Annotated in this window: 15 protein-coding genes and 1 pseudogene; 10 read left to right on the forward strand and 6 right to left on the reverse strand. The window is 74.7% G+C overall.

Features of this window, described 5'->3' with window-relative positions:
- Positions 1–13 precede the first annotated feature (13 nt).
- A complete protein-coding gene (locus ABZS66_RS01885) occupies positions 14–1,351 on the forward strand; it encodes a serine/threonine-protein kinase (protein ID WP_354754183.1) in 1,338 nt (445 codons plus the stop codon).
- Positions 1,352–1,392: 41 nt separating this feature from the next.
- On the opposite strand, the gene ABZS66_RS01890 is transcribed toward ABZS66_RS01885, so the two are convergent.
- Both ABZS66_RS01890 and ABZS66_RS01895 read right to left on the reverse strand, forming a co-directional pair.
- Complete coding sequence (locus tag ABZS66_RS01890; protein ID WP_354754184.1) at positions 1,393–4,020, reverse strand: EAL domain-containing protein; 2,628 nt, start codon at positions 4,018–4,020, stop codon at positions 1,393–1,395.
- A gap of 54 nt (positions 4,021–4,074) precedes the next feature.
- A complete protein-coding gene (locus tag ABZS66_RS01895; protein WP_354754186.1) occupies positions 4,075–4,590 on the reverse strand; it encodes a TetR family transcriptional regulator in 516 nt (171 codons plus the stop codon).
- 64 nt (positions 4,591–4,654) lie between these two features.
- Here ABZS66_RS01895 and ABZS66_RS01900 point away from each other — a divergent pair, with 64 nt between their 5' ends.
- Entirely contained in the window at positions 4,655–5,743 is a 1,089-nt protein-coding gene (locus ABZS66_RS01900) for an FAD-dependent oxidoreductase (RefSeq protein WP_354754188.1), read from the forward strand.
- A gap of 73 nt (positions 5,744–5,816) precedes the next feature.
- On the opposite strand, the pseudogene ABZS66_RS01905 reads toward ABZS66_RS01900, so the two are convergent.
- Positions 5,817–6,542, reverse strand: a pseudogene (locus ABZS66_RS01905) (protein phosphatase 2C domain-containing protein); the annotation flags it as partial.
- 64 nt (positions 6,543–6,606) lie between these two features.
- On the opposite strand from ABZS66_RS01905, the gene ABZS66_RS01910 reads away from it, so the two are divergent.
- A complete protein-coding gene (locus ABZS66_RS01910; RefSeq protein WP_354754189.1) occupies positions 6,607–9,456 on the forward strand; it encodes a LuxR C-terminal-related transcriptional regulator in 2,850 nt (949 codons plus the stop codon).
- On the opposite strand, the gene ABZS66_RS01915 is transcribed toward ABZS66_RS01910, so the two are convergent.
- Positions 9,439–12,093, reverse strand: coding sequence for a glucosidase (locus ABZS66_RS01915; protein ID WP_354754191.1), 2,655 nt, complete (start codon positions 12,091–12,093; stop codon positions 9,439–9,441). The genes ABZS66_RS01910 and ABZS66_RS01915 overlap by 18 nt on opposite strands.
- 148 nt (positions 12,094–12,241) lie before the next feature.
- Here ABZS66_RS01915 and ABZS66_RS01920 point away from each other — a divergent pair, with 148 nt between their 5' ends.
- From ABZS66_RS01920 to ABZS66_RS01945, 6 genes are all read left to right on the forward strand, one after another.
- The gene (locus ABZS66_RS01920; RefSeq protein ID WP_354754192.1) at positions 12,242–14,128 is read left to right on the forward strand and encodes an amylo-alpha-1,6-glucosidase; all 1,887 of its coding nucleotides are present in this window, start codon (positions 12,242–12,244) and stop codon (positions 14,126–14,128) included.
- Positions 14,129–14,347: 219 nt separating this feature from the next.
- The gene (locus ABZS66_RS01925; RefSeq protein ID WP_354754321.1) at positions 14,348–15,607 is read left to right on the forward strand and encodes a glycosyltransferase family 4 protein; all 1,260 of its coding nucleotides are present in this window, start codon (positions 14,348–14,350) and stop codon (positions 15,605–15,607) included.
- 129 nt (positions 15,608–15,736) lie between these two features.
- Positions 15,737–17,389 (forward strand): protein kinase, encoded by a 1,653-nt coding sequence (locus tag ABZS66_RS01930; RefSeq protein WP_354754194.1) that lies wholly within the window; start codon positions 15,737–15,739, stop codon positions 17,387–17,389.
- Positions 17,382–18,218, forward strand: coding sequence for a patatin-like phospholipase family protein (locus ABZS66_RS01935; protein WP_354754196.1), 837 nt, complete (start codon positions 17,382–17,384; stop codon positions 18,216–18,218). Before ABZS66_RS01930 ends, ABZS66_RS01935 begins: the two co-directional genes overlap by 8 nt.
- Positions 18,218–19,219, forward strand: coding sequence for a 1-acyl-sn-glycerol-3-phosphate acyltransferase (locus tag ABZS66_RS01940; RefSeq protein ID WP_354754198.1), 1,002 nt, complete (start codon positions 18,218–18,220; stop codon positions 19,217–19,219). Before ABZS66_RS01935 ends, ABZS66_RS01940 begins: the two co-directional genes overlap by 1 nt.
- 133 nt (positions 19,220–19,352) lie before the next feature.
- Positions 19,353–20,246, forward strand: coding sequence for a Gfo/Idh/MocA family oxidoreductase (locus ABZS66_RS01945; RefSeq protein ID WP_354754200.1), 894 nt, complete (start codon positions 19,353–19,355; stop codon positions 20,244–20,246).
- A 16-nt stretch (positions 20,247–20,262) separates the two neighbouring features.
- Here ABZS66_RS01945 and ABZS66_RS01950 read toward each other — a convergent pair whose 3' ends face one another.
- The gene (locus tag ABZS66_RS01950) at positions 20,263–24,054 is read right to left on the reverse strand and encodes a hypothetical protein (protein ID WP_354754202.1); all 3,792 of its coding nucleotides are present in this window, start codon (positions 24,052–24,054) and stop codon (positions 20,263–20,265) included.
- A gap of 107 nt (positions 24,055–24,161) precedes the next feature.
- On the opposite strand from ABZS66_RS01950, the gene ABZS66_RS01955 reads away from it, so the two are divergent.
- The gene (locus ABZS66_RS01955) at positions 24,162–24,464 is read left to right on the forward strand and encodes a hypothetical protein (protein ID WP_354754203.1); all 303 of its coding nucleotides are present in this window, start codon (positions 24,162–24,164) and stop codon (positions 24,462–24,464) included.
- Positions 24,465–24,469: 5 nt separating this feature from the next.
- Here the strand turns inward: ABZS66_RS01955 and ABZS66_RS01960 are convergent, their stop codons facing one another.
- Positions 24,470–25,102 carry a response regulator transcription factor gene (locus ABZS66_RS01960; RefSeq protein WP_354754322.1) on the reverse strand — a complete coding sequence of 211 codons (633 nt, stop codon included), beginning with the start codon at positions 25,100–25,102 and terminating at the stop codon, positions 24,470–24,472.
- Between the last annotated feature and the right edge of the window lie 652 nt (positions 25,103–25,754).

Below are 25,754 nucleotides of genomic sequence, written 5' to 3' on the forward strand. Positions count from 1 at the left end.
CCGGGATGGCGACGTGCTCGCCCGCCGGTACATCCTCAAAGAGCCCGTCGGCGCGGGCGGCATGTCGGTGGTGTGGCGCGCGTGGGACTCCACGCTCGAGCGCACCGTCGCGGTGAAGGTCCTCGACGGCCCGATCGGGACCGACGGCGGCCAGCGCGACCGGATCCGCCGCGAGGCTCGGGCCGCCGCGCGCATCGAGCACCCGAACGCGATCGGCGTCTACGACTACGGCGAGACGGTCACCCCGCGCGGCCGGATCGCGGCGTACGTCGTCATGCAGCTGCTCGACGGCGCGTCGCTGGCCAGCCGCCTCGTGGAGGGTCCGCTGCCGTGGCCCGAGGCGGTCGCGGTGGCATCGACGGTCGCCGAGGTCCTCAACGCCGCCCACCGCCGCGGGGTGGTGCACCGCGACGTGACCCCCGAGAACGTCATGCTGACCACGGACGGCGTCAAGCTGCTCGACTTCGGCATCGCCGCCGAGGAGGGCCAGCGCGAGGAGGTCACGTTCGGCACCCCGCCGTACGTCGCCCCCGAGCGCCTGGTCGGCGCCCCCGCGACCGGTGCCACGGATGTGTACGCGCTGGGCGTCCTGCTGTACGAGATGCTCACCGGCTCGACGCCGTATCCGGCGGCGACCTGGGAGGAGCTGGAGCGGGCCCTCGCCGGCGGCCACTACCCGCCGCTGGCGGTCCCCGGCCTCCCGGCGCGGGTGGCGGCGATCTGCCACCGCTGCCTGTCGGCCAACCCCCGCGACCGCCCGACGGCCGCCGAGGTGGCCGCGACCCTCAACCCGCCGCTGCCGTCGGCGCGCCGCCGCCGCCGCTGGCTGGCCGTGGTCTCCGCGCCGCTGGCCCTGGCGGTGGTCCTGCTGGTGCTCGTCCTGCTGCTCCAGGACGACGACCCGCCGGGCCGGCCGAGCGTCGCCCCGGCGGTCAGCATCGTCGTGTCGGTCCCGCCCCCGATCGTCATTCAGCCGACGACCACCGTGTCCCCGCCGGTGGGCGGCCGCGCGACCTCGACCTCGACCCCGACGGTGGGCGCGTCGAGCCGCCCGTCGGTGTCCCCGTCGGCGTCCGCGCCGCGCCTGACGCCCGAACAGGCCGGCCGCGTGGTCCTGGACGCCGTCGACCGCCGCATGGCCGCGGGTGAGGTCCGCACGGACGTCGCCGAGGACATCCGCAACCAGGTCAACAACGTGCTGGCCAACCAGGTCGACGCGGCCAAGAAGATCACCGCGCTCCGCGACAACCTCCGCAGCCGCCAGCGGGAGGGCTCCATCACGACCCAGGCCGCGTACGCGGAGCTCGACGCCGCGGTGGTGGCGCTGGGCGACTCGCTGGCACAGAGCTGACGTTTCCGCACATCGATTCACCGGCGCCGATGCCATGGCGGTTAGAGCAGGCGGGTGCGGTGCCGTTCCAGAAACGCCTCCACGTGCTCGGCGTGGTCCGGGCGGCTCAGCAGGAAACCCTGCCCGAGCCGGCACCCCGCCGCCCGGACCACGTCGACGTGCGACTCGGTCTCCAGGCCGGCCGCGATCACGTCGATGCCCAGGCGCTGGGCCAGCCCCACCACCACGTCCACGATCGGGGTGGCCAGGCCGCGGTGGCCGGCCGGCTCGTTGAAGAGGGCCCGGTCGATCTTCAGCACGTCGATCGGCAGCCGGCGGAGGTGGGCCAGGGCCGTCGGGCCGGTGCCGAAGTGGTCGATCGCGGTGCGGGCGCCGAGGGCGCGCAGCCCGGCCAGCTGCTCCACGGCCACACCGTCGTCGGGCAGGGCCGCCTCCGAGATCTCCACGATGAGCGCCTCGGCCGGCACGCAGTGCGTGTCGATCGCCGTGGCCACCAGCGACAGCCAGCCCGGGTCGGCGAGCTGGCGGGCCGAGGCGTTCACCGACATCCACAGCTCGCGGCCGTCGGCCCGCCAGCGGGAGAGCTGGCGGCAGGCCCGGTGCAGGGTCCACTCGCCGATCTCGGCGGCCAGGCCGAGGTCCTCGGCGATCGGCAGGAACTCGGCCGGCGGGATCGGCCCGAGGCGCGGGTGGCGCCAGCGCAGCAGCGCCTCGGCGCCCACCGGCTGGCGCAGCGCCAGGTCGGTCACCGGCTGGAACACCAGGTCGAGTTCGCCCCGGCGGACGACGCCGGGCAGCTGCTGCTCGATCTCGGTGCGCCGCACGAGCGCCGCCTCGAAGCTCTCGTCGTAGCACTCGACCCGGCCGCCGGGCAGGCCGCGGGACAGCTGCCGGGTGCGGCGGCGGGCCACGTCGGCGTGGCGGAGCGCCTCCTCGGCCGTCGCGGCGGCGGCCAGGTCGGCCACGCCGACGTCGGCGGTGAGGTGGACGGTGTGGCCGGGCAGGTGGAACGGCTCGGCGAGGGCCGTCGCCAGCCGGGTCGCCAGCGCGAACGCGTGGACCAGCGGCGCGTCGGTGAGCACCGCGAACGCCGCCGCGGTGAGCCGGGCCGGCAGGTCGTCGCGGCCGGTCGCGCTGCGCAGCCGGCGGGCCGCCTCGATGAGCACCGCGTTGGCCACGGTCGGGCCGTGCAGGTCGGCGACGCTCTCGAACCGGTCGAGCTCCAGCACCAGCACCGACCCGCAGCCGCCGGCGGACCGGGCGTCGGTGACGGCGGCGACGAACTTGCGGCGGTTGGCCAGGCCGGTCTGGTCGTCGGTCCAGGTGACCTCGTCGAGCGTGCGCTGGAGCTGGGCCCGGTCGCCGACGTCCCGCACGTGCACCACGAGCCCGCCGACCTCGGGCGCCGCGCGCTGGTCGCTGACCGCCGACTCGGTCTCCCGCCACCGCCCGAACCCGTCCCGCAGCCGGGCCTGCAGCAGCACGTTCGCGCGGCCGGCGAGCGCGGACTGCAGGGCCGCGGCGGCCGCGGTCGCATCCGCCGGGTGCAGCAGGTCGGTCAGGGGGCGGCCCAGCACGTCCTGGTCCGACAGGCCGAACTGGCGGGCCGCCGCCGGTGACTGCCAGCGCACCACCAGGTCGTCGTCGAGCACCACGGCGACGTCGGTCGAGCCCGAGACCAGGGTGCGGAAGCGGGCCTCCCGCAGCACGAGGGTCTCGGCGTACCGCCGGATGTCCCGCGCGGCGAGCAGCTCCCGCCCCGCCATCGCGGCGAACGCGCACAGCCCGAGCGCGACCGTGGTCCGGTCGAACGAGCCGCCGGTGCCGAAGTGGTACGCGGCGACGCCCGCCCCGAGCACCGCCGGCGCGACGAGCAGCGGGTAGCCGGCGAACGTCCCCTGCTCGTCCGCGGCGTGCGGCTGCCCCGGCCGGTCGTCGGCCCGCCGGGCCCCGGTCACGATGAGGAACGGCCCGGCGAGCAGGGCCAGCCCGGCGACGACGAAGGCGGGCCCGGTCGGCCACGGCGTCTCCGGGTGATCCAGCAGTACCAGCGTGAGGCCCGTCAGCCCGAGCACGCTCACGGCCGCGCCGCCGCTGCAGGCCAGCGCGGCCGGGCGGTGCCGGACCGCACGCAGGCCGGTCACGACCGCGACCGACACGGTGACGCAGCAGGTCAGCGACACCGCGAGCGGCGCCGGCCCGGAGCCGGACAGCAGGAGCATCCACGCGCAGGCGAACAGGCTGATGCCGATGCCCAGCCCGTCGAGGACCCGGCGCAGCCGGGCGCCCGCCGTCGGCGCGGTACCGGGCAGCAGGAGCAGCCCGAGCAGGAACGTCGGCGCGGCGGCGAGCGTGGCCCCGGCCGCGATCAGGCCCGGCGCGGACGTGCCGCCGGTGAGCGCGGCGATCCCGGTCGCGGCCGCGCCGGCCCCGGTCACCAGGGCGCCCACGCCCAGGAAGCCGGCGCCGCGGCACGGCCCGAAGCTGCGGCGGCCCCGGTGGATGCGCAGGGCGAGGCGGATCAGCACGCCGGCGTGCGCGAGGGAGCCGGCGGTCACCACGGCGAGGACCGCGTACAGGCCGAGCACCCGCCCGGTGGTCGCGGCGGTGCCGAGGGCCACCGCCGCGGTGAGCAGGACGATCCAGAACGTGCGCGGGTTGCTGACCACGGGCGTGCCGCTTTCGCGAGGGGGAGCGCTCGCCAGGGCTAACGAGGCGGAGCCTCAGAGGTTACCGACGAGTCCGAGCACCTTCTCGATGCGCTCGCGGCGCTGCTGGTCGGGCAGCGTGCCGCGGGTCAGCTCGTCCAGCAGCAGCCCGTCGAGCAGGCCGATGAGCAGCCGGGCCCGCTCGGCCGAGCCGAGCAGCGCGGTGCCCCGCTCCACGAACGAGCCGGCCAGCCGCGCCGCGGCCGGCCCGAGCTCGGCCCGGGTCTGCGGGTCCAGCATGAGCATGAACCGGGCCCGCGTGCGGGTGGCGCCGGCGGTGACCCAGCCCGCCAGTACCGCGGCCAGATCCGGATCGGCGTCGGACTCGGCGAGGTCGAGGGCCGCGATGCGTTCGAGCGCGGCCGTGAGCAGGGCGTTGCGGGTGGGGTAGTGGTAGCTGCAGGTGCCCTGCGGCAGGCCGGCCCGCGCGTCGACGGCCCGATGGGTCAGGGCCCGGACACCGTCGTTGCCCAGCACGTCGATGGCGGCGTCGGCCAGCCGCACCTTGCGATCCCCGTCACGAACGCTCACCGGTCCGATGCTACAGGTGTAGCGTTGTTGCTACAGATGTAGTGGACACATCCGGGGAGGATCGATGCACGCGATCGTGGTGGGCGGCGGGATCGGCGGCTTGGCGACCGCCATCGGCCTGGGGCGGCGCGGCTGGGACGTGACGGTGCTGGAGCGCCAGCCGCAGCTGGGCGCGATCGGCGCCGGCCTGTCCCTGTGGCCGAACGCGCTGCGGGCCCTCGACCGGCTCGGCATCGGCGCCGCGGTGGAGTCCGCCGGCGGCCGGATGCCCGAGCGCAGCGGCATGCGGGCGGCCGACGGTCGGTACCTCAGCCGCGTCGACCTGACCGGCCACCGCCTCGTCGTCGTGCACCGCGCCGACCTGCACGAGATCCTGGCCGGCGCGCTGCCGCCGAGCGTCACGGTCCGCACCGGCGTCGAGGTGGCCGACGTCGACGCGCTCGACGCCGACCTGATCGTGGGCGCGGACGGCATCCGCAGCCGGGTGCGCGCGCACTGCTTCCCGAACGTCGGCATCAGGGACAGCGGTCAGGTGTCCTGGCGGGCGATCGTGCCCGACCTGCCGATCACCAGCGGCGGCGAGACCGTCGGCCCGCGCGGCTGGCGGTTCGGGGCCGCGCCCACCGGCCGCGGCGTCTACTGGTACGTCGCCGCGCCCGGCCCGCTGCGCACCGGCTCCGCCGAGGAGCAGCTGGAGGAGCTGCGCGAGCGGCTCAAGGGCTGGCACGACCCGATCGGGCGGCTGCTCGCCGCCACCGACCCCGCAGCGCTGCTGCACCACCCGCTGCAGGACCTGCACCCGGTCGCGCCGATGCGGTCCGGCGACCGGGTCGCGCTGGTCGGCGACGCGGCCCACGCGATGACCCCGAACCTCGGGCAGGGCGCGTGCCAGGCCCTGGAGGACGCGGTGACGCTGGCCGCGCTCGCCCCCGACCTGGGCCGGTACGCCGCGCTGCGCGAGCCCCGGGTCCGGCGCATCGTCGAGCGGTCCTGGCAGATGGGCCGGCTGGTGGGCGCGAAGGGACGCCTCACCGGCGCCGTGGTGCGCACGGCGGCGCGGCTGCTGCCCGACCGCCTGGCCGCGTCGAGCGCGCTGGCGGTGACGGAGTGGGAGCCACCGGCGCCGGCTACGCCGGCAGGCGCGCCCCGGTGACGTCGCTGCGGCCCAGCCACGACTGCAGGCGGCGGCGCAGCCCGCGCCGCTCCGGCACGTCGTCGCCCACGACGTCGGCGACGACCGCGGTGATGTTGTCCGGCCCGCCGCCCCGCAGCGCCAGGTCGACCAGCCGGTCGACGCACTCCTGCGCGCCGGGCTGCTCGCGCAGGACCTCCTCGATGGTCTCCGCGCGCAGCACGCTCGACAGGCCGTCGCTGCACAGCAGGTAGCGGTCGCCGGCCCGGGCGGGCGTCACGGAGTACACCGGATCCGTCGGCAGCCCCTGGAGCACCCGGCTGACCAGGGACCGCTGCGGGTGCATCGCCGCCTCGTCGAGCGTGATCTGCCCCTCGTCGACGAGCAGCTGCACATAGGTGTCGTCGCGCGTGATCTGGCTGAACTCCTCCCCGCGCAGCAGGTAGGCGCGGGAGTCGCCGATGTGGACCAGCCCGATGCGCCCGCCGCCGAACAGCAGCGCGGTCAGCGTGGTACCCATGCCCTGCTTGGCCGGGTCCTCCTCGACCTCGTCGCGGATGCGCCGGTTGGCATCGGAGACGGCGGTCCGCAGCGCGGTGAGGATGTCGTTGCCGGCGAACTCCTCGTCGAGGGGCGTCATCGCCTCGATCGCGAGCCGGCTGGCGACGTCCCCGGCCGCCATGCCGCCCATCCCGTCGGCGACCGCGAGGAGCCGGTCACCGGCGAACATCGAGTCCTGGTTGCTGCCCCGCACCAGCCCGACGTCGGTGCGGGCGGCCCACTCCAGCGCCAGGGGACGGCGCCCCTCCTCCTCTGCCATGGATGACACCTTGCCGCATCGCACCGCACGGCGTCTCTACGCAGTTGTGCGTATGGTGACGGGCATGCCCCCCGCCCCGTTCGTCGGCCGCGACTCCGCGCTGGCCGAGATCACGGGCGCCTGGCGGGCCGCCCGCCCACGGGTCGTCGTGATCACCGGCGAGGCGGGCAGCGGGAAGAGCCGCCTGGTGGCCGAGGTCCTGGATCGGATCGATGCCTCAGTGGTACTGGCGGGTGCCGCACGCACCCTCGGAGCCGCACCCCACGACTGGCTGGCGTCGGTCCTGGGCCGGCGCCAGCTGTGCGTGCCGGCCGTGGATCCGGCGGTGCTGGCCCACCTGACCCAGCGCGCCCCGGAGGGCACACCCCCACGCCTGGCCCCGGCCGCGATGCTCCGCGCCGCGGTCGACGTGGTCCGCGCCCTGCTCGGCGGCGACCACGGCGTCCTGGTGGTCGAGGACCTGCACGACCTGGACCCGGCAAGCCTCACGCTGGTGGGCGAGCTGGCCGCGACCGCCCTACCGGCGCTCCTGCTGGTCACCAGCCGCCCACCAGCGGCCGCCGCGGCCGCCCGCACGCTGCGCAAACTGGGCGGCGCCCCGTCCGTCCTGAGGCTCGACCTGCGCCCGTTCGACGCCCGCGAGACCGCGGAGCTCATCGAGGCGTACCACGGAGCACCCCCACCCCCCGACACGGTCCGGGCCGCCCTGCACCGCACCGACGGCAACCCGTTCTGGCTCACCGAACTGCTCACGGCGGACGCCCTGACCGCGCGCTCCCTGCCGGCCCACGTGACCGGCCTGCTGGTGGAGCCCCTCACCGGAGAGCCCGCGCTGGTGGGGACGGTGGCCCGGGCCGCCGCCCTGCTGGGCGACCCGGTCGAGAGCGACGTACTGGCCCACGTCTGCGCGACGGACGTCGACCCCGCCCTGCGCCGCCTCCTCGACCTCGGCATGCTGGTGATCGCCCCGGACGCGGCCCCGGCCGGCCCGCTCCGGTTCCGCTACCCGCTGTTACGCGAGGCCCTGGCTCACACGGCCCTGCCCGCCGAGCGCGCCCGGGTCCACTCGCGCGCGCTCTTGCTGGCCCTGGAGCTGGGGGACGCCCCGGCCCGAGCCCGCCACGCCGCCGCGCTGGGCCAGGCGTCGGAGGCCCGCGCCGCCTCGGTGGAGGCGGTACGCACGCTGCTCCACGCCGGCCGCCCTGATGCCGCGCTGGCGTTGGCCGGCACGATCCTGGACCTCCCGGGCCCGGCAGCCAGACCGCTGCTGAGGGCCGCCGCCGAGGCAGCGTTCGTGGCGGCCCACTTCACGGCAACGGCGGACCTGGCCACGGAGTGGCTGCACCGAATCGCAGCCGACCACCCACCCGCCCCCACGTTGTGCCCGGCGTGTTCGGCCGATCGCCCGACCAACGGCGAGGGACGCGGCGAGCGCTCGGCCGATCGCCCGACCAACGGCGAGGGACGCGGCGAGCTTTCGGTCGATCGCCCGGCCGACGGTGTGGGACGCGGCGAGCGCTCGGTCGATCGACCGACCGAGCGTGACGTCCGCGGCGAGCTTTCGTTCGGTCGACCGACCGACGGCGACGAGCGTGACGAGCTTTCGGTCGGTCGACCGACCGAGGCTGCCCTCTGTGCTGTGTGTTCGGTCAGTCGACCGACCAACGGTGGCGGCTTCTCGGTCAGTCGACCGACCGAGCACGACGAAATGCCGGTCGGTCGACTGACCGACCGTGGCGGGCGCGCTGAATCGTCGGTCGGTCGACCGACCGACGGCGGCGAGGTTTCGGTCGGTCGACTGACCGAGCTTGACGCGCGCGGTGAGGTTTCGGTCGGTCGACTGACCGAGGGCAACGAACATTCGGTCGGTCGACCGACCGAACACGCGGCACAGTCAGCAGTCTCGGTCGGTCGACTGACCGAGCTTGACGGACGCGGTGAGCTTTCGGTCGGTCGCCCGACTAACGGCACCGAACATTCGGTCGGTCGCCCGACCGAGGGCACCGAACATTCGGTCGGTCGACCGACCGAACACGCGGCACAGTCAGCCGCCTCGGTCGGTCGACCGACCGACCGCGCGGGCGGTGACAGCGACGAAGCCGCCGACGCCCATCGGTTGCTGGCCGCCGCGCGGCGAGCGCTCGGAGACCACGACGGCCAGCGGCGAGCGCTCGACCGAGCCGCCGCCGTAGGCCGCTCCCCAGCCTCAGTAGCGCGACAGCTCGCCGCAGAGGCCGAGCTCGCCCTCGACACCGAAGGCGCCGGCCAGGCCCTCCCACTCGCCGAGGCCGCCCTCACCGCCGCGGAACGAGCCGGAGTCGGCATCGCGCCCGCGTCAGTCACGCTCGGAGCCGCGCTGGCCAGGCGCGGAGTCCACGAGCGCGGCGCCGCCCTGCTGAGGGCCGCCCGCCAGCTCGCCGAGCGCGACCGCGACCCCGTGACCCTCGGACGGGCGATATACGAGCTGCTCGCCGTCTCCCTGCCCCGCCTCGACGCCACGACCGGACGGCGGCGGTGCGACGAGGCCGTCGCCCAGCTCAAGCGGGCGGGGCTGGAGTTCTGCGCCGGGCGTACGGTCCGGCTCGGTGTGGAGCTGGCCCTCCGGGAAGGCGACCCCGCCCGGGCCGAGGCCCTGGTCCGCTCGCGCCTGCCGATCGAGACGGACGCCAACGAGCGGGCCGCGTTCGCGGCCCTGACCGAGACGCCGGTGCCGGGCGAGCTGACGGCCCGGGAGGTCGAGGTGCTCGGCTGCCTCGCCGCCGGCATGAGCAACCAGCAGGTCGCCAGCTCGCTCGGCATCTCCATCCGTACGGTGGCCGTGCACGTGTCGAACCTGCTGCGCAAGACCGGCGCCACCTCGCGTACCGAGGCCGCGCTGTGGGCCGTGCGCCACAGGCTAGCCCCGGAACGTTGACGGCGGGGGAGTCCGCAGGGTCAGGATCAGGTCGAGCACCAGCGCCGTCCAGCCCGTCTGGTGCGCCGCGCCCAGGCCGGCCCCGGTGTCGCCGTGGAAGTACTCGTAGAACAGCAGCAGGTCGTGCCAGGCCGGGTCGCGCTGGAACAGGTCCACGTCGCCGAAGACCGGGCGGCGGCCGTCGCGGTCGTCGGTGAACAGCTTGACCAGGCGGAGCGACAGGTCGTCGGCCACCGCGGCCAGGGTGGCCATCGTCCCGCTGCCCGCGGGGTACTCCACCTGCAGATCGTCGCCGAAGAACTCGGCGAACCGGCGGAGCGCCTCGATGAGGATGTAGTTCACCGGGAACCAGATCGGGCCCCGCCAGTTCGAGTTGCCGCCGAAGAGACCGCTCGTGGACTCGCCCGGCTCGTAGCCGACGGTGTACGCGTGGTCGCCCAGGTGGACCGTGAACGGCTCCTCCTTGTGGGCGCGGGAGAGCGTGCGCAGGCCGTACGGGGACAGGAACTCGTCCTCGTGCAGCATCCGCTGGAGGATGCGGATCAGCTGGTCCGGGCCGACCATCGACAACAGTCGCAGCTGCTGGCCGCCGCGGCTCTTCTTGGCCCCGACCACGTCGCCGTACTCCGGCTTGTTGGTGAGGAACCAGCGCAGCCGGGCGGCGACGTCGGGCAGGCGGCGCAGCGTCGACGAGCTGATGATGGTGGTCGCGGTCAGCGGGAGCAGGCCGACGACCGAGCGGACCTTGAGCGGGATCCGGTCACCCTCGGCGGTGCGCAGCACGTCGTAGAAGAACGCCTCCTCCTCGTCCCACAGCCCGAACTCGTAGGCGGCGTCGGCGATGTAGGCGAAGTGCTCCAGGAACTTCGCGGCGATGTCCTCATAGACCCGGTCGTGTACCGCGAGGGTCAGCGACATGTCGAGCAGGTTCAGCGCGTACATCGCCATCCACGCGGTGCCGTCGGACTGCTCCAGCCGGCCGCCGACCGGCAGCGCCGCCGAGCGGTCGAACGGGCCCACGTTGTCCAGCCCGAGGAAGCCGCCCTCGAAGACGTTGTTGCCCTCGGCGTCCTTGCGGTTCACCCACCAGGTGAAGTTCAGCAGCAGCTTGTGCAGCGTGCGGGCCAGGAAGTCGAAGTCGCGGGAGCCGTCGAGCACGAACACGCGCAGCGCCGCCCAGGCGTGCACCGGCGGGTTCACGTCGCCGAACGCCCACTCGTAGGCGGGGATCTGCCCGTTGGGGTGCATGTACCACTCGCGCAGGAGCAGCAGCAGCTGCTCCTTGGCGAAGCCCGGGTCGACGCGGGCGATCGCGACGCAGTGGAACGCCAGGTCCCAGGCCGCGTACCACGGGTACTCCCACGGGTCGGGCATGGACAGCACGTCGCAGCTGTTCATGTGCCACCAGTGCGAGTTTCGCCCGTACCGGCGGCTGTCCGGCGGCGACTCCGACACCGGGTCGCCCTTGAGCCAGCGGGCCACGTCGAAGTGGAAGAACTGCTTGCCCCACATGAGCCCGGCGACCGACTGCCGGACGATCATCTTCTCCTCGGCGCTCGCCGACGCGGGCACCAGGTCGTCGAAGTACTCGTCGGCCTCGGCCCGGCGGCGGCTCATCGTCGACTCGAAGTCGGCCTTGAGGTCGGCCGGGGCCAGGTCCTTGGCGCCGGGCGCGTTGAGGTTGAGCCGCAGCCGGATCTCGTGCGTGCCGCCGGCCGGGACGGAGACCAGGTAGTGCAGGGCGCCCTTGGTGCCGACGCCGTCGGGGTTGACGCTGTCCTTGCCGTGGATGACGTGGTCGCCGATGCCGTCCTTGGGGTACTCCCGGCCGGGCTTGCCCCAGATCCGCGGCCCGTTCGTCTCGTTGTTGCAGAACAGAGCCCGGGGCGACCCGTCGCCGGTCAGCGCGAGCCGGCCGAGCAGCCGGTGCTCGCCGAGCAGCCCGCTGTCCTTCGCCCGGATCTCCGGCATGTAGTCGCGGCCGGGCAGGCCCCAGGCCCACGTGTTGCGGAACCACAGCGTCGGCAGGATGTGCAGGGTCGCCGGCTCCGGGCCCATGTTCGTCGCGGTGATCCGGATGCACACGTCGGTCGGGCCGGCCTTGGCGTAGTCGACCTCGACCGCCCAGTAGCGGTCCTCGTCGAAGATCCCGGTGTCGGCCAGCTCGTACTCGGGCTCGTCCCGCCCGCGGCGGCAGTTCTCGGCGACCAGCTCGTCGTAGGGGAAGGCCTGCTGGGGGTAGTGGTAGCGCCACTTCATCCAGGAGTGCGTCGGCGTGGAGTCCAGGTACCACCAGTACTCCTTGACGTCCTCGCCGTGGTTGCCGAGGTCGCCGCCGAGGCCGAACATCCGCTCCTTGAGGATCGCGTCCTTGCCGTTCCACAGCGCGAGGCCGAAGCAGAACGTCTGCCGGTCGTCGCAGATGCCGGCCATGCCGTCCTCGTTCCAGCGGTACACGCGGGAGCGCGCCTGATCGTGCGGGAAGTAGTCCCAGGCGTTGCCGTGCGGGCTGTAGTCCTCGCGGACCGTGCCCCAGGCGCGCTCGGACACGTAGGGCCCCCAGGCCCGCCATGGGCGCTCCCCGCTGTCGGCTTCCGCCAGCCTCCGGCGTTCGGCGTTCCCATCGTCCTCGATCACGTAACCATTCTCCGTCGCCCATGTTTCGGCCAAGTTGAGGCCGTTCGTTCGACCCTTTCCGGGGTGTTTGTTCCTACCCCAGATCATCCCTTGATCAACAATCTTGTGGCGAACCGCTCGCCACTCGCCACCCCCAGCCACCAAGATTGTGCGCATGGTGGTGTTTGGTCCGCAGGTTTGCGGTGATTTGTCCATCGGAGCGACGCGTGAGTGGCTCGTCCCCGACGGTGCCGGTGGGTACGCCATGGGCACGGTGCCCGGCCTGCGCACCAGGCGGTACCACGGCCTCCTCGTCGCCGCCGAACCCGGGCAGCCCGCCCGCCGCCACCTCGGCCTGGCGGCACTCGACCCGGTGCTCACTCTGCCGTCCGGCGCCGCCGTCGAGCTCGCCATCCACGAGTGGACCGGCGGCGTGGTGAGCCCCGAGGGCCACACCCTGCTCGAGCGCTTCGAGCTCGTCGACGGGCTGCCCCGGTGGCGCTGGCGGATCGGGCCGGTCGTGGTCGAGCGCGAGCTGGCCATGGTCCACGGTCGCGCCCACGTCGGGGTCGTGCACCGCCTCGTCAGCGCGCCCGGCCCGGTACGGCTCACCCTCAAGGCCCTGGTCACCTGGCGTGACGTGCACGGCGAGCGGACGGCGGCCGGCCCGGCGCCGCGCGTCGAGCCCACCGCCGGCGGGGTGGAGGTCGAGCGGGCTTTCCGCCTGGAGGGCCCCGGCTGGCAATCCATCGGCCAGTGGTACCGCGGTGCCCGCGCCCGGGCGGAGGAGGAGCGCGGCCTGCCGGCCGAGGAGGACCTGTGGTGCGCCGGCAGCTTCACCGCCGAGCTGTCGCCCGGGGAGACCCTGGAGGTGGAGGCGTTCCACGGTGACTCCACCCCGCGCGGCGCCGCCGCGATCGTCGCCCGCGCCCGGGCCCGCAACCGCGCCCTCACCCACGACGCGTCCGACGCCGCCGACCGCGCGCTCGTCCTCGCCGCCGACGCCTTCGTGGTCGCCGGCCCGCAGGGCGCACCGGACGTCGTGGCCGGCTACCCGTGGTTCGGCGCCTGGTCGCGCGACACGATGACCGCCTACGCCGGGCTGTTCCTCGCCACCGGCTGGTGGGACGAGGGCCGCGAGCTGCTGCGCGCCTACGCCGGCACGCTGTCCGAGGGGATGCTCGCCAACACCGCCGACACCGGGCAGACCGAGCACAACACCGTCGACGCGACCCTGTGGTTCCTGCACGCGATCGAGCGGCACGTCGCGGCCACCGGCGACGACGACCTCGCCGCCGAGCTGCTGCCCGCGCTCGACGGGGTGGTCGCGGCCCACCTCGCCGGCACCCGCTACGGCATCCGGGTCGACCCGGCCGACGGGCTGGTCACGCAGGGCGCCCCGGGAGTGGCGCTCACCTGGATGGACGCCCGGGTCGGCGGCGTGCCGATCACCCAGCGGGCCGGCAAGCCGGTCGAGGTGAACGCGCTGTGGATCAACGGGCTGGGCGCGATCGCCGCGCTCAAGGAGCGGCTGGGCCGCGACGCCGCCGCTGAGCACCGCCTGCGCGCGACGGCGCACGCCTCCTTCGAGCAGAGGATGCAGACCCCGACCGGCCTCTACGACGTCGTCGACGGACCCGCCGGCGACGACCCGTCGGTACGCCCGAACCAGCTCCTCGCCTGGAGCCTGCCCCGCGGGCCGATGCGCGGCAGGCCCCTCCCGGCGGCGGTGGAAGCCCTGCTCACGCCGCTCGGGCCGCGCAGCCTGGCGGCCACCGATCCGGCCTTCGCGGCGGTCCACCGGGGCGGTCCCGCGGAGCGGGACGCGGCCTACCACCAGGGCACCGTCTGGCCCTGGATGATCGGCCCGTACGCCGACGCACGATCGGGCACGAACGCGGACATCCTCCAGGGGATCGAGGCGCATCTGTGGGAGTGGGGTGTAGGTTCGGTCAGCGAGACGGCGGACGGGGCGGCGCCGCACCGGGCCACCGGGTGTCCGTTCCAGGCCTGGTCCGTCGCCGAGACCCTGCGGGTCCGCCGAAACGTCGGTTGACCGTTACACCCTAGAAATGAGATTTGCCTCCCCGGTAACCCTCGCCCGGCAGGATGAGTCTCAAGCCCACCCACCAGGTCACACGCCAACCCGTTTTGCGTGTGTAACCGTTGGCGCGCGTGGGTATAGGGCGGGCGTTTTTTGATCAACTGATCTTTCTGTGGGGGCGGCCACGTGAACGACACCAGCGGACTGCGTACTCGACCATTGAGAATCCTGATGCTGTCGTGGGAGTACCCACCGGTAGTCGTCGGCGGCCTCGGGCGGCACGTGCACGCGCTCGCCACGTCCCTGGTGACGGCGGGCCACGAGGTGACGGTGGTGACCCGGCACGCGCCCGGCGCCCCGTTGGAGGAGTACTCGGAGGGCGTCCGCATCGTGCGGGCCGCCGAGGACCCGCCGCTGTTCCCGCTGGCGACGAGCACGCTGCTGGCCTGGACGATGGCGTTCAACCACACGCTGACCAGGGCCGCGCTGCGAGCGGCCGCCGGCGGTGAGTACGACGTCGTCCACGCCCACGACTGGCTCGTCACGCACACCGCGGTCACCCTCAAGGAGTGCCTCGACCTGCCGCTCGTGGCCACGATCCACGCCACCGAGGCCGGCCGGCACCAGGGCTGGCTGCCGGGCGAGATGAACAAGTGCATCCACTCGGTCGAGTGGTGGCTCGGTCACGAGGCGTGTCGCGTCGTGGTGTGCTCCGAGTACATGCGGTGGGAGGTCACCCGGCTGCTCGACCTCGCGCCGGCGCGGGTGTCGGTCGTCGCCAACGGCGTCGACGCGAGCGTCTGGAAGGCGCCGTCGCGGGCCGTGAACGCCGCCCGGGCGCGGTTCGCCGGCGACGGGCCGCTGCTGGGGTACGCCGGCCGGCTCGTCTACGAGAAGGGCGTGCAGGACCTCATCGCCGCGCTGCCCGAGCTGCGCGCCCGGCACAACGGCCTGCGGGTCGTGATCGCCGGCGACGGCCCGCACCGCGCCGAGCTGCAGGAGGACGTGCGCCGCCTGCGCCTGCAGCGGGCGGTGAGCTTCGCCGGCTTCATGGGCGAGGGCGAGCTGCCCGCGCTCATGGCCGCCACCGACGCGCTCGTCGTGCCGAGCATCTACGAGCCGTTCGGCATGGTCGCCCTGGAGGGCGCCTCGGCCGGGGCGCCGCTCGCCGTCGCCGCGACCGGCGGCCTCGCCGAGATCGTCGAGCCCGGGGAGACCGGCGTCACGTTCCCGGCCAAGAACCCCGACGCGCTCGCCGCCTCGGTCGGCACGCTGCTCGACGACGAGCCGTTCGCCCGCCGGGTCGCCAAGCAGGCCCGGGCCATGGTCAGCGAGAAGTACGGCTGGAGCACGATCGCCGCCGACACCGCCGGCGCGTACCGCACCGCGATCGCCGAGGCGCCCGGCTTCGCCGCCCGGCAGGCCGCCCACGTCCTCGAGCACGGCCGCCCCCAGATCGTGGTGCCGGAGGGTAACCTGCTCACCATCTGATACGTCTGAAAGCCGACGACCCCGGTGAGTCATTTGCCGGGGTCGGTCACATTTTGGGGCTCGCCAGCAGGCCCTCCGCCCGGTACGGTTGCTCACGAACAGCGACCGGAGTCGATCAGGGGCAACTGGGTGAGCGGCCAAGCCGACGAAGTTCTCGGGAACAGGTACCGGCTCATCGCCCCTGTGGGCACCGGCGGCATGGCGGTGGTGTGGCGGGCGCGTGACCTCGTCCTCGACCGTGACGTCGCCGTCAAGCTGCTCGCCGGCGAGCTCGCCACCAAGCCGGGCAACCGCGAGCGCATCCGCGCCGAGGCCCAGGTCGTCGCCCGCCTCCAGCACCCCAACATCACCGCCGTCCACGACTACGGCGAGGCCGGTGACCTCGCCGACGGGCGCAACGGCCGCCGCCCGTACGTCGTGATGGAGCTCCTCGCCGGCGAGCTGCTCTCCGACCGGCTGCGCTCCGGCCCCATGTCCTGGCGCCGCGCCACGCAGATCTGCGCGCAGGTCGCCGCCGGGCTGGCCGCCGCGCACGAGCGCGGCGTCGTGCACCGCGACATCAAGCCGAGCAATGTGATGCTCACCTCGGCCGGCGCCAAGATCCTCGACTTCGGTGTGGCCGGGCTCACCGGCTCGCTCGACCCCGACGACGAGTACGAGGGCCGGGTCTTCGGCACCCCGGCCTACCTCGCCCCGGAGCGCCTGCTCGGCGGGGGCGTCGTGCCGGCCACCGACGTCTACACCGTCGGGCTGCTCGTGTACCGCTGCCTCACCGACCGGCTGCCCTGGCACGCGGACACCCCGACCCAGATGATCGCCAACCACGTCTACGAGCCGCCGCACCCGCTGCCCGGCATCCCCGGCCTGCCCGAGGAGATCCCCGGCCTGGTCGGCCGCTGCCTGGCCAAGGACCCCGAGGCCCGGCCGCCGGCGATCGAGGTGGCCCGGATCCTCGCCGCGGCGACCGGCATCCACGTCGTGCTGCCCGGCGAGGACGGCTCCTCCACGCAGGAGGTGCACGTCCCGCCGATCCCCCCGCCGGCCCAGCTGCCGGCGGTGGTGGCGGCGGCGCCGGTCCGCGAGCGGGCCGACATGACCACCCGGCGCGCCCGCCTGGCCCGCCGCCGGCGGCGCCGCACCTGGGCGGCCGTCATCGCCGCCGTCGTGGTCACGGGCGCGACCACCGGCGTGGTCATCTGGCGGCCCTGGGTCGCACGGCCCGCCTGCCAGGTCGACTTCTACATCCGCCCGGCCACGCTCGGCAGCGCGGACCGCGCGTTCGAGTCGCGGGTGAGCGTGGCCAACACCGGCAACCGCCCGCTCGACCCGTGGGTGCTGGTGTTCCGCCTGCCCGGCGGGCAGACCATCGAACGGATGGACGGGGTGCTGCGGTACCGCGCGGAGATCGGCGGCATGCGGGTCACCGGCGAGGAGGCGCTGCCCCCGGGCAAGGCGGTCACCTTCGGCGTCGACGGGTACGGCGGCCAGGCCATCCCGCCCGAGGGCTTCGCCCTCAACGAGACCGACTGCGACACGCGCGTCGCCGAGCAGCGCCCCGAGGAGCAGCTGCCCGGCCTCACCGGGGGCATCGTCGACGCGCCGAAGGACGCCGACCGGCCGCCGGCCCGCTCGGGGAACCCTCCGCCGGGCGGCGGCCCACCCGGCGGCGGCCCACCGCCGGGCGGCGGCGGCCGGCGGCCCGAGGACCAGCCCCAGCCGAGCTACGGTTACAGCACACCGCCGGCCCAGCGCTCCAGGAAGAGGCCCCGCGTCCGTGCCTGAACCACTCGCCCCGCCGATCGGTTTCGTCTTCGGCGGCGGAGGTGTGCTCGGCGCCTACGAGGTCGGCATGGCCCGGGCCGTGCTGCACGCCGGCATCCGGCCCGACCTGGTGGTGGGCACCTCGATCGGGGCGTTCAACGGCGCCGCCGTCGCCGCCGAGCCGACCGAGAAGGTCGCCGACCGGCTGGTCGACCTGTGGGCGTCGGAGGAGGCCCGCACCATCTACGGCGACTCGCTGCCCCGCCAGCTCGGCCGCTTCGCCCGGCGCACCCACCTGCACTCACCCGCCCCGCTGCGCCGGCTGCTGGAGCGTGAGCTGGGCGGGGACACGACCTTCGCCGACCTGCCGGTACCGTTCCAGTGCTGCGCCGCGAGCATCGAACGCGCCGCGGAGCACTGGTTCTCCAGCGGCCCCCTGGTCGAGGCGGTCCTCGCGTCGTCGGCGGTGCCGGGGCTCCTTCCACCGGTACCCCTGGGAGAAGAACACTTCATCGACGGCGGCATCGTCAACTCGGTGCCCGTGGGCCGCGCCGTCGAGCTCGGCGCCCGCACGGTCTTCGTCATGCAGGTCGGCCGGGTCGAACGGCCCTTGCGCCCGCCCCGCCGGCCGTGGGAGGTTGCGCAGGTCGCGTTCGAGGTGGCCCGGCGGCACCGCTTCGCGCGGGAACTGCGCGAGGCGCCGCCGGAGGTGACCGTGCACGTGCTGCCGACCGGCGGCGGCTCGCCCCGCGACGACTCCCCGCTGTCCTACCGCAACCTGGCCGCCGCCCGCGCCCGCATCGAGCGCGCCTACCAGGCCAGCAGCGCCTACCTGGAGGCGATGGGGTAGTGCCGCCCCGCTGGTTCCGCCGCATCGTCCTCGCGCCGGTCGCGCTGGTCCTGATCAGCGCCGCCCTCGTCACGATGCCGGTGTGGCTCCTGCTGGCGGGCGCCCTGGGCCCGCTCGGCTCCGGCCGGCTGCGCGCCCTGCGGGTGTCCTGGATGGTCGCCGTCTACCTGTTCCTGGAGCTCGTCGCCCTCGTCGTGCTCTTCGCCCTGTGGGTGGCGAGCGGCTTCGGCTGGCGGCTCCGCGGCCCGCGCTTCCAGCGCGCCCACTACGTGCTCACCGGGCGTTTCCTGCGGATTCTGTACGGCCAGGCGCGCTGGGCCCTCGGCGTGAAGGTGGCCGTGGTCGGCACCGACCCGGACGTCGCCGCGCCCGGCCAGCCGGAGCTCGTGTTCTGCCGCCACGCCGGCCCCGGCGACTCGTTCCTGCTGGTCCACGCGCTGGTGAACTGGTTCGACCGGGAGCCGCGGATCGTGCTCAAGGCGACCCTCCAGTGGGACCCGGTCATCGACGTCATGCTGAACCGCCTGCCGAACCACTTCATCACCGTCGCAGAGGGCGCCGAGTCGATGATCGCCCAGCTGGCCACCGGCCTGGACCACAACGACGTCCTGGTCCTCTTCCCGGAGGGCGGCAACTTCACCCCGAACCGCCGGGAGCGGGCCATCCAGCGCCTGCACGAGCTGGGCCTGCACGCGATGGCCGAGCGGGCCGAGCGGATGCGCCACGTCCTGGCCCCCCGCCCGGGCGGCACCCTCGCCGCCCTGGACGCCGCGCCGGAGGCGGGGGTGATCTGGGTGGCACACACGGGCCTGGACAAGCTCCTGACCGTGGCCGACGTGTGGCGCCACCTGCCCCTGGACCTGACGATCACGATGCGCTGGTGGTCGGTCGAGCCGTCCGAGGTGCCGACCGGCCAGCAGGAGCGCGTGGACTGGCTCTACGAGTGGTGGGCCAAGATCGACGCGTGGATCGACCGCCACGGCCCGCACGAACCCACCTGACCCCACCTTCGGCCCGCGCCGTTCCGCGCGTTCCCGTTCCGCGTGTTCCCGTCTGCGTTGCCCGCCTCCTCCTCCCACCCCTCCGGCACGGGCCGGGCGCGGGGCAGCTCGCGGGCTCGTGTTGAATGTGGCCGTGCGATTCGGAGTGCTGGGCACGGGACACTGGGCACGGGCGACACAGGCGGCGGCGCTGGCCGCGCACCCCACGGCCGAGCTGGTCGGCATCTGGGGGCGCGACCCGCAGAAGGCCGCGGAGATCGCCGCCGAGTACGAGGCGACCGCCTACGCCGACGTCGACGCGCTCCTCGCCGACGTGGACGCCGTCGCCATCGCGCTGCCGCCGGACGTGCAGGCCGGGATCGCCGTGCGGGCCGCCCGCGCCGGCCGCCACCTGCTGCTCGACAAGCCCCTTGCGCTCACCACCGAGGCCGCCGACGCGGTCGTGGCGGCGGCGGACGAGGCCGGGGTGGCCTCCGTCGTGTTCTTCACCAACCGGTTCGTGCCGGCGGTCGACGCGTTCCTGCGGGAGAACGCGGCCCTCGGCGGCTGGTACGCCGCCCACGGCACCATGTACGCCTCGATCTTCCAGCCGGGCAACCCCTACGCCGGTTCGGCCTGGCGTAAGGAGCACGGCGGCCTGTGGGACCTCGGCCCGCACGCCCTCTCCGTGATCCTGCCCCTGCTCGGCCCGGTCGCCGACCTGTCCGCAGCCGAGGGCCCGCGCGACACCGTCCACCTGCTGCTCCGGCACGAGGGCGGGGCCGCGAGCACCCTCTCGCTGACGCTGGACGCCGCGCCCGATGCGCTTTCCTTCGGTTTCTCGTACTTCGGGGAGCACGGCGCGACCACCCTCCCGACCTGGGACACGACCGCCCTCGGCGCGTTCGGTGCCGCCACCACGGCCCTGATGGAGGCCGCGGCGACGGGCACCCCGCACCTGTGTGACGCCGCCTTCGGGGCCGAGGTGGTGCGCGTCCTGGCCGCCGCCGACCACGCCCGCCGCACGTCGACGATCGTCGCTCCGTAGGGGCCGCTGGGGCCGCTCAGCGCATCCGCCCGACCGCGGTCCTGAGCCGGTTGAGGTCGCGGCGCCGCCGCTCGTACGTCGTGGCCAGCGTGACCAGCACCAGACCGGCCACGGCGAGCGGCGCCCAGCGGGGCAGCAGGTCCCAGTAGAGCGCGACCTCGTGCACGGCGAGGAGCCCGAGCACACCGCCACCGACCACGAACGGGGCCTGCAGCCGCCACACCGCGCCGCCCACGACGACGCCCAGCGCGACGGCGCCGACAACCAGCCGCCGCAGCGGCTCCTCGCCGCCCACGAAGACGAGCGCCAGGCTGGGCGCGAACCCGGCGAGCAGCCCCGGCGCGAACGCCACCCAGCTGGTCACCGTGGCGTTGCGCGAGCTGACCACCCACCCGACGACGACGGCGAGAACCCCGGCCGGCACCGTGTACGCCTCGGTCACGTCGACGCCGTTGGCCGCCAGCACCAGCCAGTACGCGATCAGCTCCGCCCCGACCGCCGCTCCCGCGAACCACCCGCGCGGCGCGCCGCTGAGGGCCCGCAGCCCGAGCGCGACCCCCCAGAGCCCGGCAACCCCGGCCATGGCCCCGAGATGCCCGACGGCCAGCAGCACCGCAACGAGCGCCGCAGCATGCGCCACCGCCTCGACGATCAGGGCCTCCGTCCCCCGCCGCGCTCCCTTCCCGTGGGGCACCGCCGGAACGCCCGCGGTCGCGGGGGTGGAGGGCGCGGGCGTGGAGGGCGTGGGCGTGGAGGGCGTGGTTGTCGAGGGTGCGGGGGTGGAAGGCGTGGGCGTCGAGGGCGTGGGAACGGCGGCTGAAGTGGCCGCAGCCGGCGCCGGAGCGCCCGCGGAAACGGCCGGCGGGAGGAGGCGCGCCACCACGCGGGCCACCACCAGCAGGACGGCGGCGGCGCCGAGGACGCAGTACGCGGTCCAGCGCAGCGGCAGGTCCGCGGCCCGGCCGGCGGCGAACGCCAGCCAGCCCGCGGCCACCGCCGCCGTCAACCAACCGGCGACGCGTGCCCCGGAGTGCCGGCCGGCGACGCCCGCGACGGCGGCGGCCGCCACGATCGCGCCCAGCGCGGCCAGGGTCGCGGCCTCGGTCGCCAGGCAGCCGGCCAGGCCCGCCCCGGCCGTGAACCAGCAGGTGACGGCGCCGGCGTTGACCTTCAGCGGCCGCAGCGCCGCCAGCACGCCGGTGACCAGCCCGCCGGCCAGGGTCACCGCGGGTACTGCCGGCCACGGCACCTCGAAGGCGACGCAGGCGAGCACGGCGGCGAGGGTCAGCGGCAGTACCGTCGCCGACCGCATCGGCAGCCGGAACCGCCACGCGGCCAGCAGCGCCGACGCCGCCAGCAGCACCAGCCCGGCCGCCGCCGGCCCGGCCCGCAGCGCCGGGACGAACGACTCGAGCGCGGTGCCGGACCCCGTGCCGAGCCCGACCCCGTCGGGGGCGCCGCGCCAGATCGCGGCCAGCCACTGGTACGGCCGGAAGACCACCACCAGCACCGCCGGCGCCACCGCGGCCAGCGCCGCCAGCCCGGCCACGACGGCCCCCGGCACCCAGCCGCCCGTGGCCAGGCCCGGCGCCGATCCCCGGCCCGGCACCGCCCCGGGCGTCCAGCCGGCCCCGGCCAGGCCCGGCGCGGACCCCGGCGCCTGACCGTCCCCGGCCTGGCCCGGCGTGGACCCGGGAGCCTGACCGCCCTTGGCTTGGCCGGGCTCGGACGCTGCCCGACCGTCCCCGGCCTGGCCGGGTGTGAGGCCCTTACCTGCCGTCGCCACCGGCCACAGGCAGAGCAGCGCGGCGGCCGCGAGGACGCCGAACGGGGTGCGGCCGCCGTCCGTCGCCGACACGGCCACAGCGGCGATCGTCAGGCCGGCCACCGTCACCGACACGGCGAGCGCTCCCGCGCCGGTTGCCAGGCGGTCGCGCAGCAGGACCGCCGCGGCCGTGGCCAGGAGCAGGCCGGCGAACGCCGCCACGAGCGGGAGCGGGACGCCGGCGGCACGTGCGGTACCGGAGAGGCTGGAGCAGGCGGCGGCAGCGGCGACGGGCAGGAGAGCGCTCGCCGCGACGGTGGCCGGGAGGCTCAGTGGCCGGTCCTTACCGCGGGCCGCGACCACCGCGGACACCGCGGCGACGACCAGCGCGGACGCGAGCGTCGCCGGGGCGGTGACGAGGCCCGTGAGCAGCAGGTGCAGCGCCACGAACGGCAACGCGACGGCGGCGGCGCGGTCCCGCCGGAGCGCGACCACGGCCAGGGCGACCAGCAGCGCGGCGTCCACGACCAGGACCGCCGGGAGCGGCGTTTCCCAGGCGGCCGGGGCGGCGAGCGCCGCGGTGACGACGGTGGCGTACCCGGCCGCGCGGTGCCGGACCAGCCACGCGAAGGCCGCGCCGAGCACGACGATCGCCGCCGGGGTCTGCCAGTCGTACACGGCGTCGAGCGCTCCCGCGTGCGCCCGCCAGGCCGGCAGGGCCGCGTCGATCGCGCTCGCGGCGCCGCCGACGGCCGCGCCCGCGTACGGCACCGCGGTCAACGTGGCGACGGCCAGCGCGCCGATCCATCCACCCCGGCGCACCCGTTCGGGCAGCGCCTGCGCGATGCCGGCGATCACCGCGGCGACCAGGGCGAATCCGATGTACCGCTGCCCCGGCGCGGCCTCGGCGACCAGCCGCATCCCGGCCGCCGCGACGAGCCCGGCCGCGACGCCGGTCCCCACGTGGGCGGTGACCGGGTTGAGCAGGCCCGTGGCCACGACCAGCGCGGCGAGCAGGACCGCGCTGACCGCCGTGCGGGTGGCGGCGGGAACATCGCCGGCGCTGGCGAGCGCGTAGAGCAGCGGGAGCAGCCCGATCAGCGCCGCGCAGCCGGCGAGCGCCCAGGCAAGTCGCTCGACGGTCCGGGCGAGCAGGGCGTTCGCCGCCGCCAGCAGGACGAACACGCCTGCCCAGCCGGCCGGGCCGAAGCCGCGACCCGAGGCGAGCAGGGGCAGCACCGGCTGGAGCGCGACGACCGCGGCGATCCGCGGGGCGTGCAGCTTCGTCGCGGCCGCGTACCCGCCGCCGATCGCCGCGGTGACCAGGCCGACCAGGCCGGCGAACGTGCTGGGGCGGGTCACGTCGGCGAGGCCGGCGAGGTTGACGTACCAGGCGGCGTACCCGTCGAGGACCACGAGCAGCAGGCCGAGCGCGGCGAACGTCTCGGCGGTGCCCCGCAGCCCGCGCCGCAGGGCGACGACCGGGACGGCGAGCGTGACGAGCGTGACGACGGCGAGGATGGCGGCCCGCCCGACGACGCCGAAGTTGGCCCACGCCACGGCCGCGAAGACGACGGCGGCGCTGCCGAGGAGGAGTCCACCGAGGATGAAGAGCAGGTTTTGTACCGTGCGCGTCTCGGCCTCCGGCTTGGGCGCCTGCTGCCAAGTTGGTACGGCGACCGGTCGGGCCGGTTGGGCGGTGATCGCCGGCTGCGGCGTCGCCGGCTGTTCCTGCTGTTCCTGCTGTACTTGCTCACGGGCCGTGTCTTGCCGGCGGGCTGTGGCGACCGCTTGGCGGACCCGCGCGGCGAGCAGGTTGCGCTGCGACTGCGCGGCGGAGAACCGCTGGACCGCCGCTCCGTAGCGCGTCCGCGCCTCGTCGAACTGCGTGCGGGCGGCCTCCACCTCGCCGTGCAACTCGATCGTCCGCGCGTTGAGGCGCAGCACCTCGGCCGCGTCCGGGTACGCCGGACGCCCACAGCCGGAGCACCCGGCGTCGAGGTCGGCCGGCGCGCCGCAGAACGGGCAGGGATAGGTCACCATGCGTCACAGCATGCGGGGTACAACAGGATGCAGGATCGGTTCGCGTACTCAACTTCGCCTGAGTACGTTCTTCCGGTCCACCCCGGGTGGACGGCATGCTTGGCGGAATGCGGTTGCTGACCGAGGCCGAGTACCGGGCGACGATGGAGCCGGAGCCGATCCAGATCGGCCCGGAGGACCAGCCGCCCTTCGACTTCTGGCCGTACTTCGACGAGGTCCCGGAGGAGGACCTGGAGGGTCATGACTTCTCGGAGGGCAGCGTCACGTACGCATGGCACATGCCCCGCAGCAACCGCCAGCACGTGCTGGTGAACTGCGAGACCCCGAACGTGTTCCTGGTGCTGGTCCTGGACCTGACCACGGAGTCGGTCCTCGGCCACTACCTGCTGGACATCTACGGCGTGGAGTAGCCCCGTTACTCGTCGAGCCCCCGCTCGATGGCGTACCGCACCAGGTCGACCCGGCTGTGCAGCTGCAGTTTCCCGAGCGTGTTCTGCACATGGTTCTGCACGGTCCGGTGCGAGAGCACGAGCCGCTCGGCGATCTCCTTGTACGTGACCCCTTTGGCCACCAGCCGCAACACCTCGGTCTCCCGCTCGGTGAGCCGCGGCGCCTCGGGATCCTCGGCCCGGCTGACGCTGGCCAGCCGCCGGAACTCCCCGAGCACGAGCCCGGCGAGCCCCGGCGTGAACACGGGATCCCCTTCGCCGGTCCGCCGGACGGCATTGAGAAACTCTTCGCGCACGGCCGACTTCACCAGGTACCCGGTGGCCCCGGCCTTGACGGCATCGAGCACGTCCTGTTGCTCCCCGCTCGCGGAGAGCATGAGAATCCGGGCGGCGGGGCAGCTGGCCAGGATCCCTTGGATAACCTGGGTACCGGGCAGGTCGGGCAACTGCAGATCCAGCACGACGACATCGGGCCGCACGGACCCGGCGATCCGAACGGCCTGGGCCCCTTCCCCAACGGCGGCCACAACGTCATACCCGGCTTCGGCAAGATCCCGAGCCACCCCGTCCCGCCACATGGGATGGTCATCAACAACCATCACCCGCACGGCCCCACCCCCATCCACCCCTGCACCATAACGGCGCCGCAACCCAACAACGCTCCACCGATGCGGCGACGCCCCATGATCATGGGAACGAATTGGCTGCCATGACAGCCACAGATTTCCCACGATCATGGCGCCGTTCGAGCCAACTCCACCGGCAAGCCCGACAGCAAGCACGGAAGGCACGCAATCGCCGGAGCCCGGCCCGAAAGCGAACGCCAGCGCGTCGCCGGCGCGTGGCGGCGGCGTCGGGCGGTGGTGGTCGGGCGGTGGCGGAACCAGCACCTGCGCGAACGCGGCCCCACCTGTCCGTGCGACGGCAGGCGACGCTCGCAGCGAGGCGTGGCAGCCGAGCCGCATGCCGGCAAGCGCAGCGAAACCATGGCGCGAGGCGACGGCAGCGCCCCACGGTGGGCGAAACCGACCAGAGCCCGTTGGCCATGCATGGCCGAGCCGAACCTCGTGCCGGCCAGCTGAACCAAGCACATGACGCCAGCGGAACCAAGGCCGCGGGGCTAGCGGAACCATGCGCCCCGGCGGCAGGCGGAACCAAGGCGGGCGGCGGTGGCGGGCGGCGGCAGCAGCGGTCGGGCAGCGGTCGGGCAGCGGTCGGGCAGCGGTCGGGCAGCGGTCGGGCAGCGGTCGG

The organism is Dactylosporangium sp. NPDC005572 (genome assembly GCF_040605515.1).
Classification (GTDB): Bacteria; Actinomycetota; Actinomycetes; order Mycobacteriales; family Micromonosporaceae; genus Dactylosporangium.

Coding starts and splice junctions, on each gene's coding strand:
- ABZS66_RS01955 (WP_354754203.1), top strand. CDS start 24,162: ATGCGGTTGCTGACCGAGGCCGAGTACCGGGCGACGATGGAGCCGGAG.
- ABZS66_RS01910 (WP_354754189.1), top strand. CDS start 6,607: ATGCCCCCCGCCCCGTTCGTCGGCCGCGACTCCGCGCTGGCCGAGATC.
- ABZS66_RS01960 (WP_354754322.1), bottom strand. CDS start 25,102: ATGGTTGTTGATGACCATCCCATGTGGCGGGACGGGGTGGCTCGGGAT.
- ABZS66_RS01925 (WP_354754321.1), top strand. CDS start 14,348: ATGCTGTCGTGGGAGTACCCACCGGTAGTCGTCGGCGGCCTCGGGCGG.
- ABZS66_RS01950 (WP_354754202.1), bottom strand. CDS start 24,054: ATGGTGACCTATCCCTGCCCGTTCTGCGGCGCGCCGGCCGACCTCGAC.
- ABZS66_RS01900 (WP_354754188.1), top strand. CDS start 4,655: ATGCACGCGATCGTGGTGGGCGGCGGGATCGGCGGCTTGGCGACCGCC.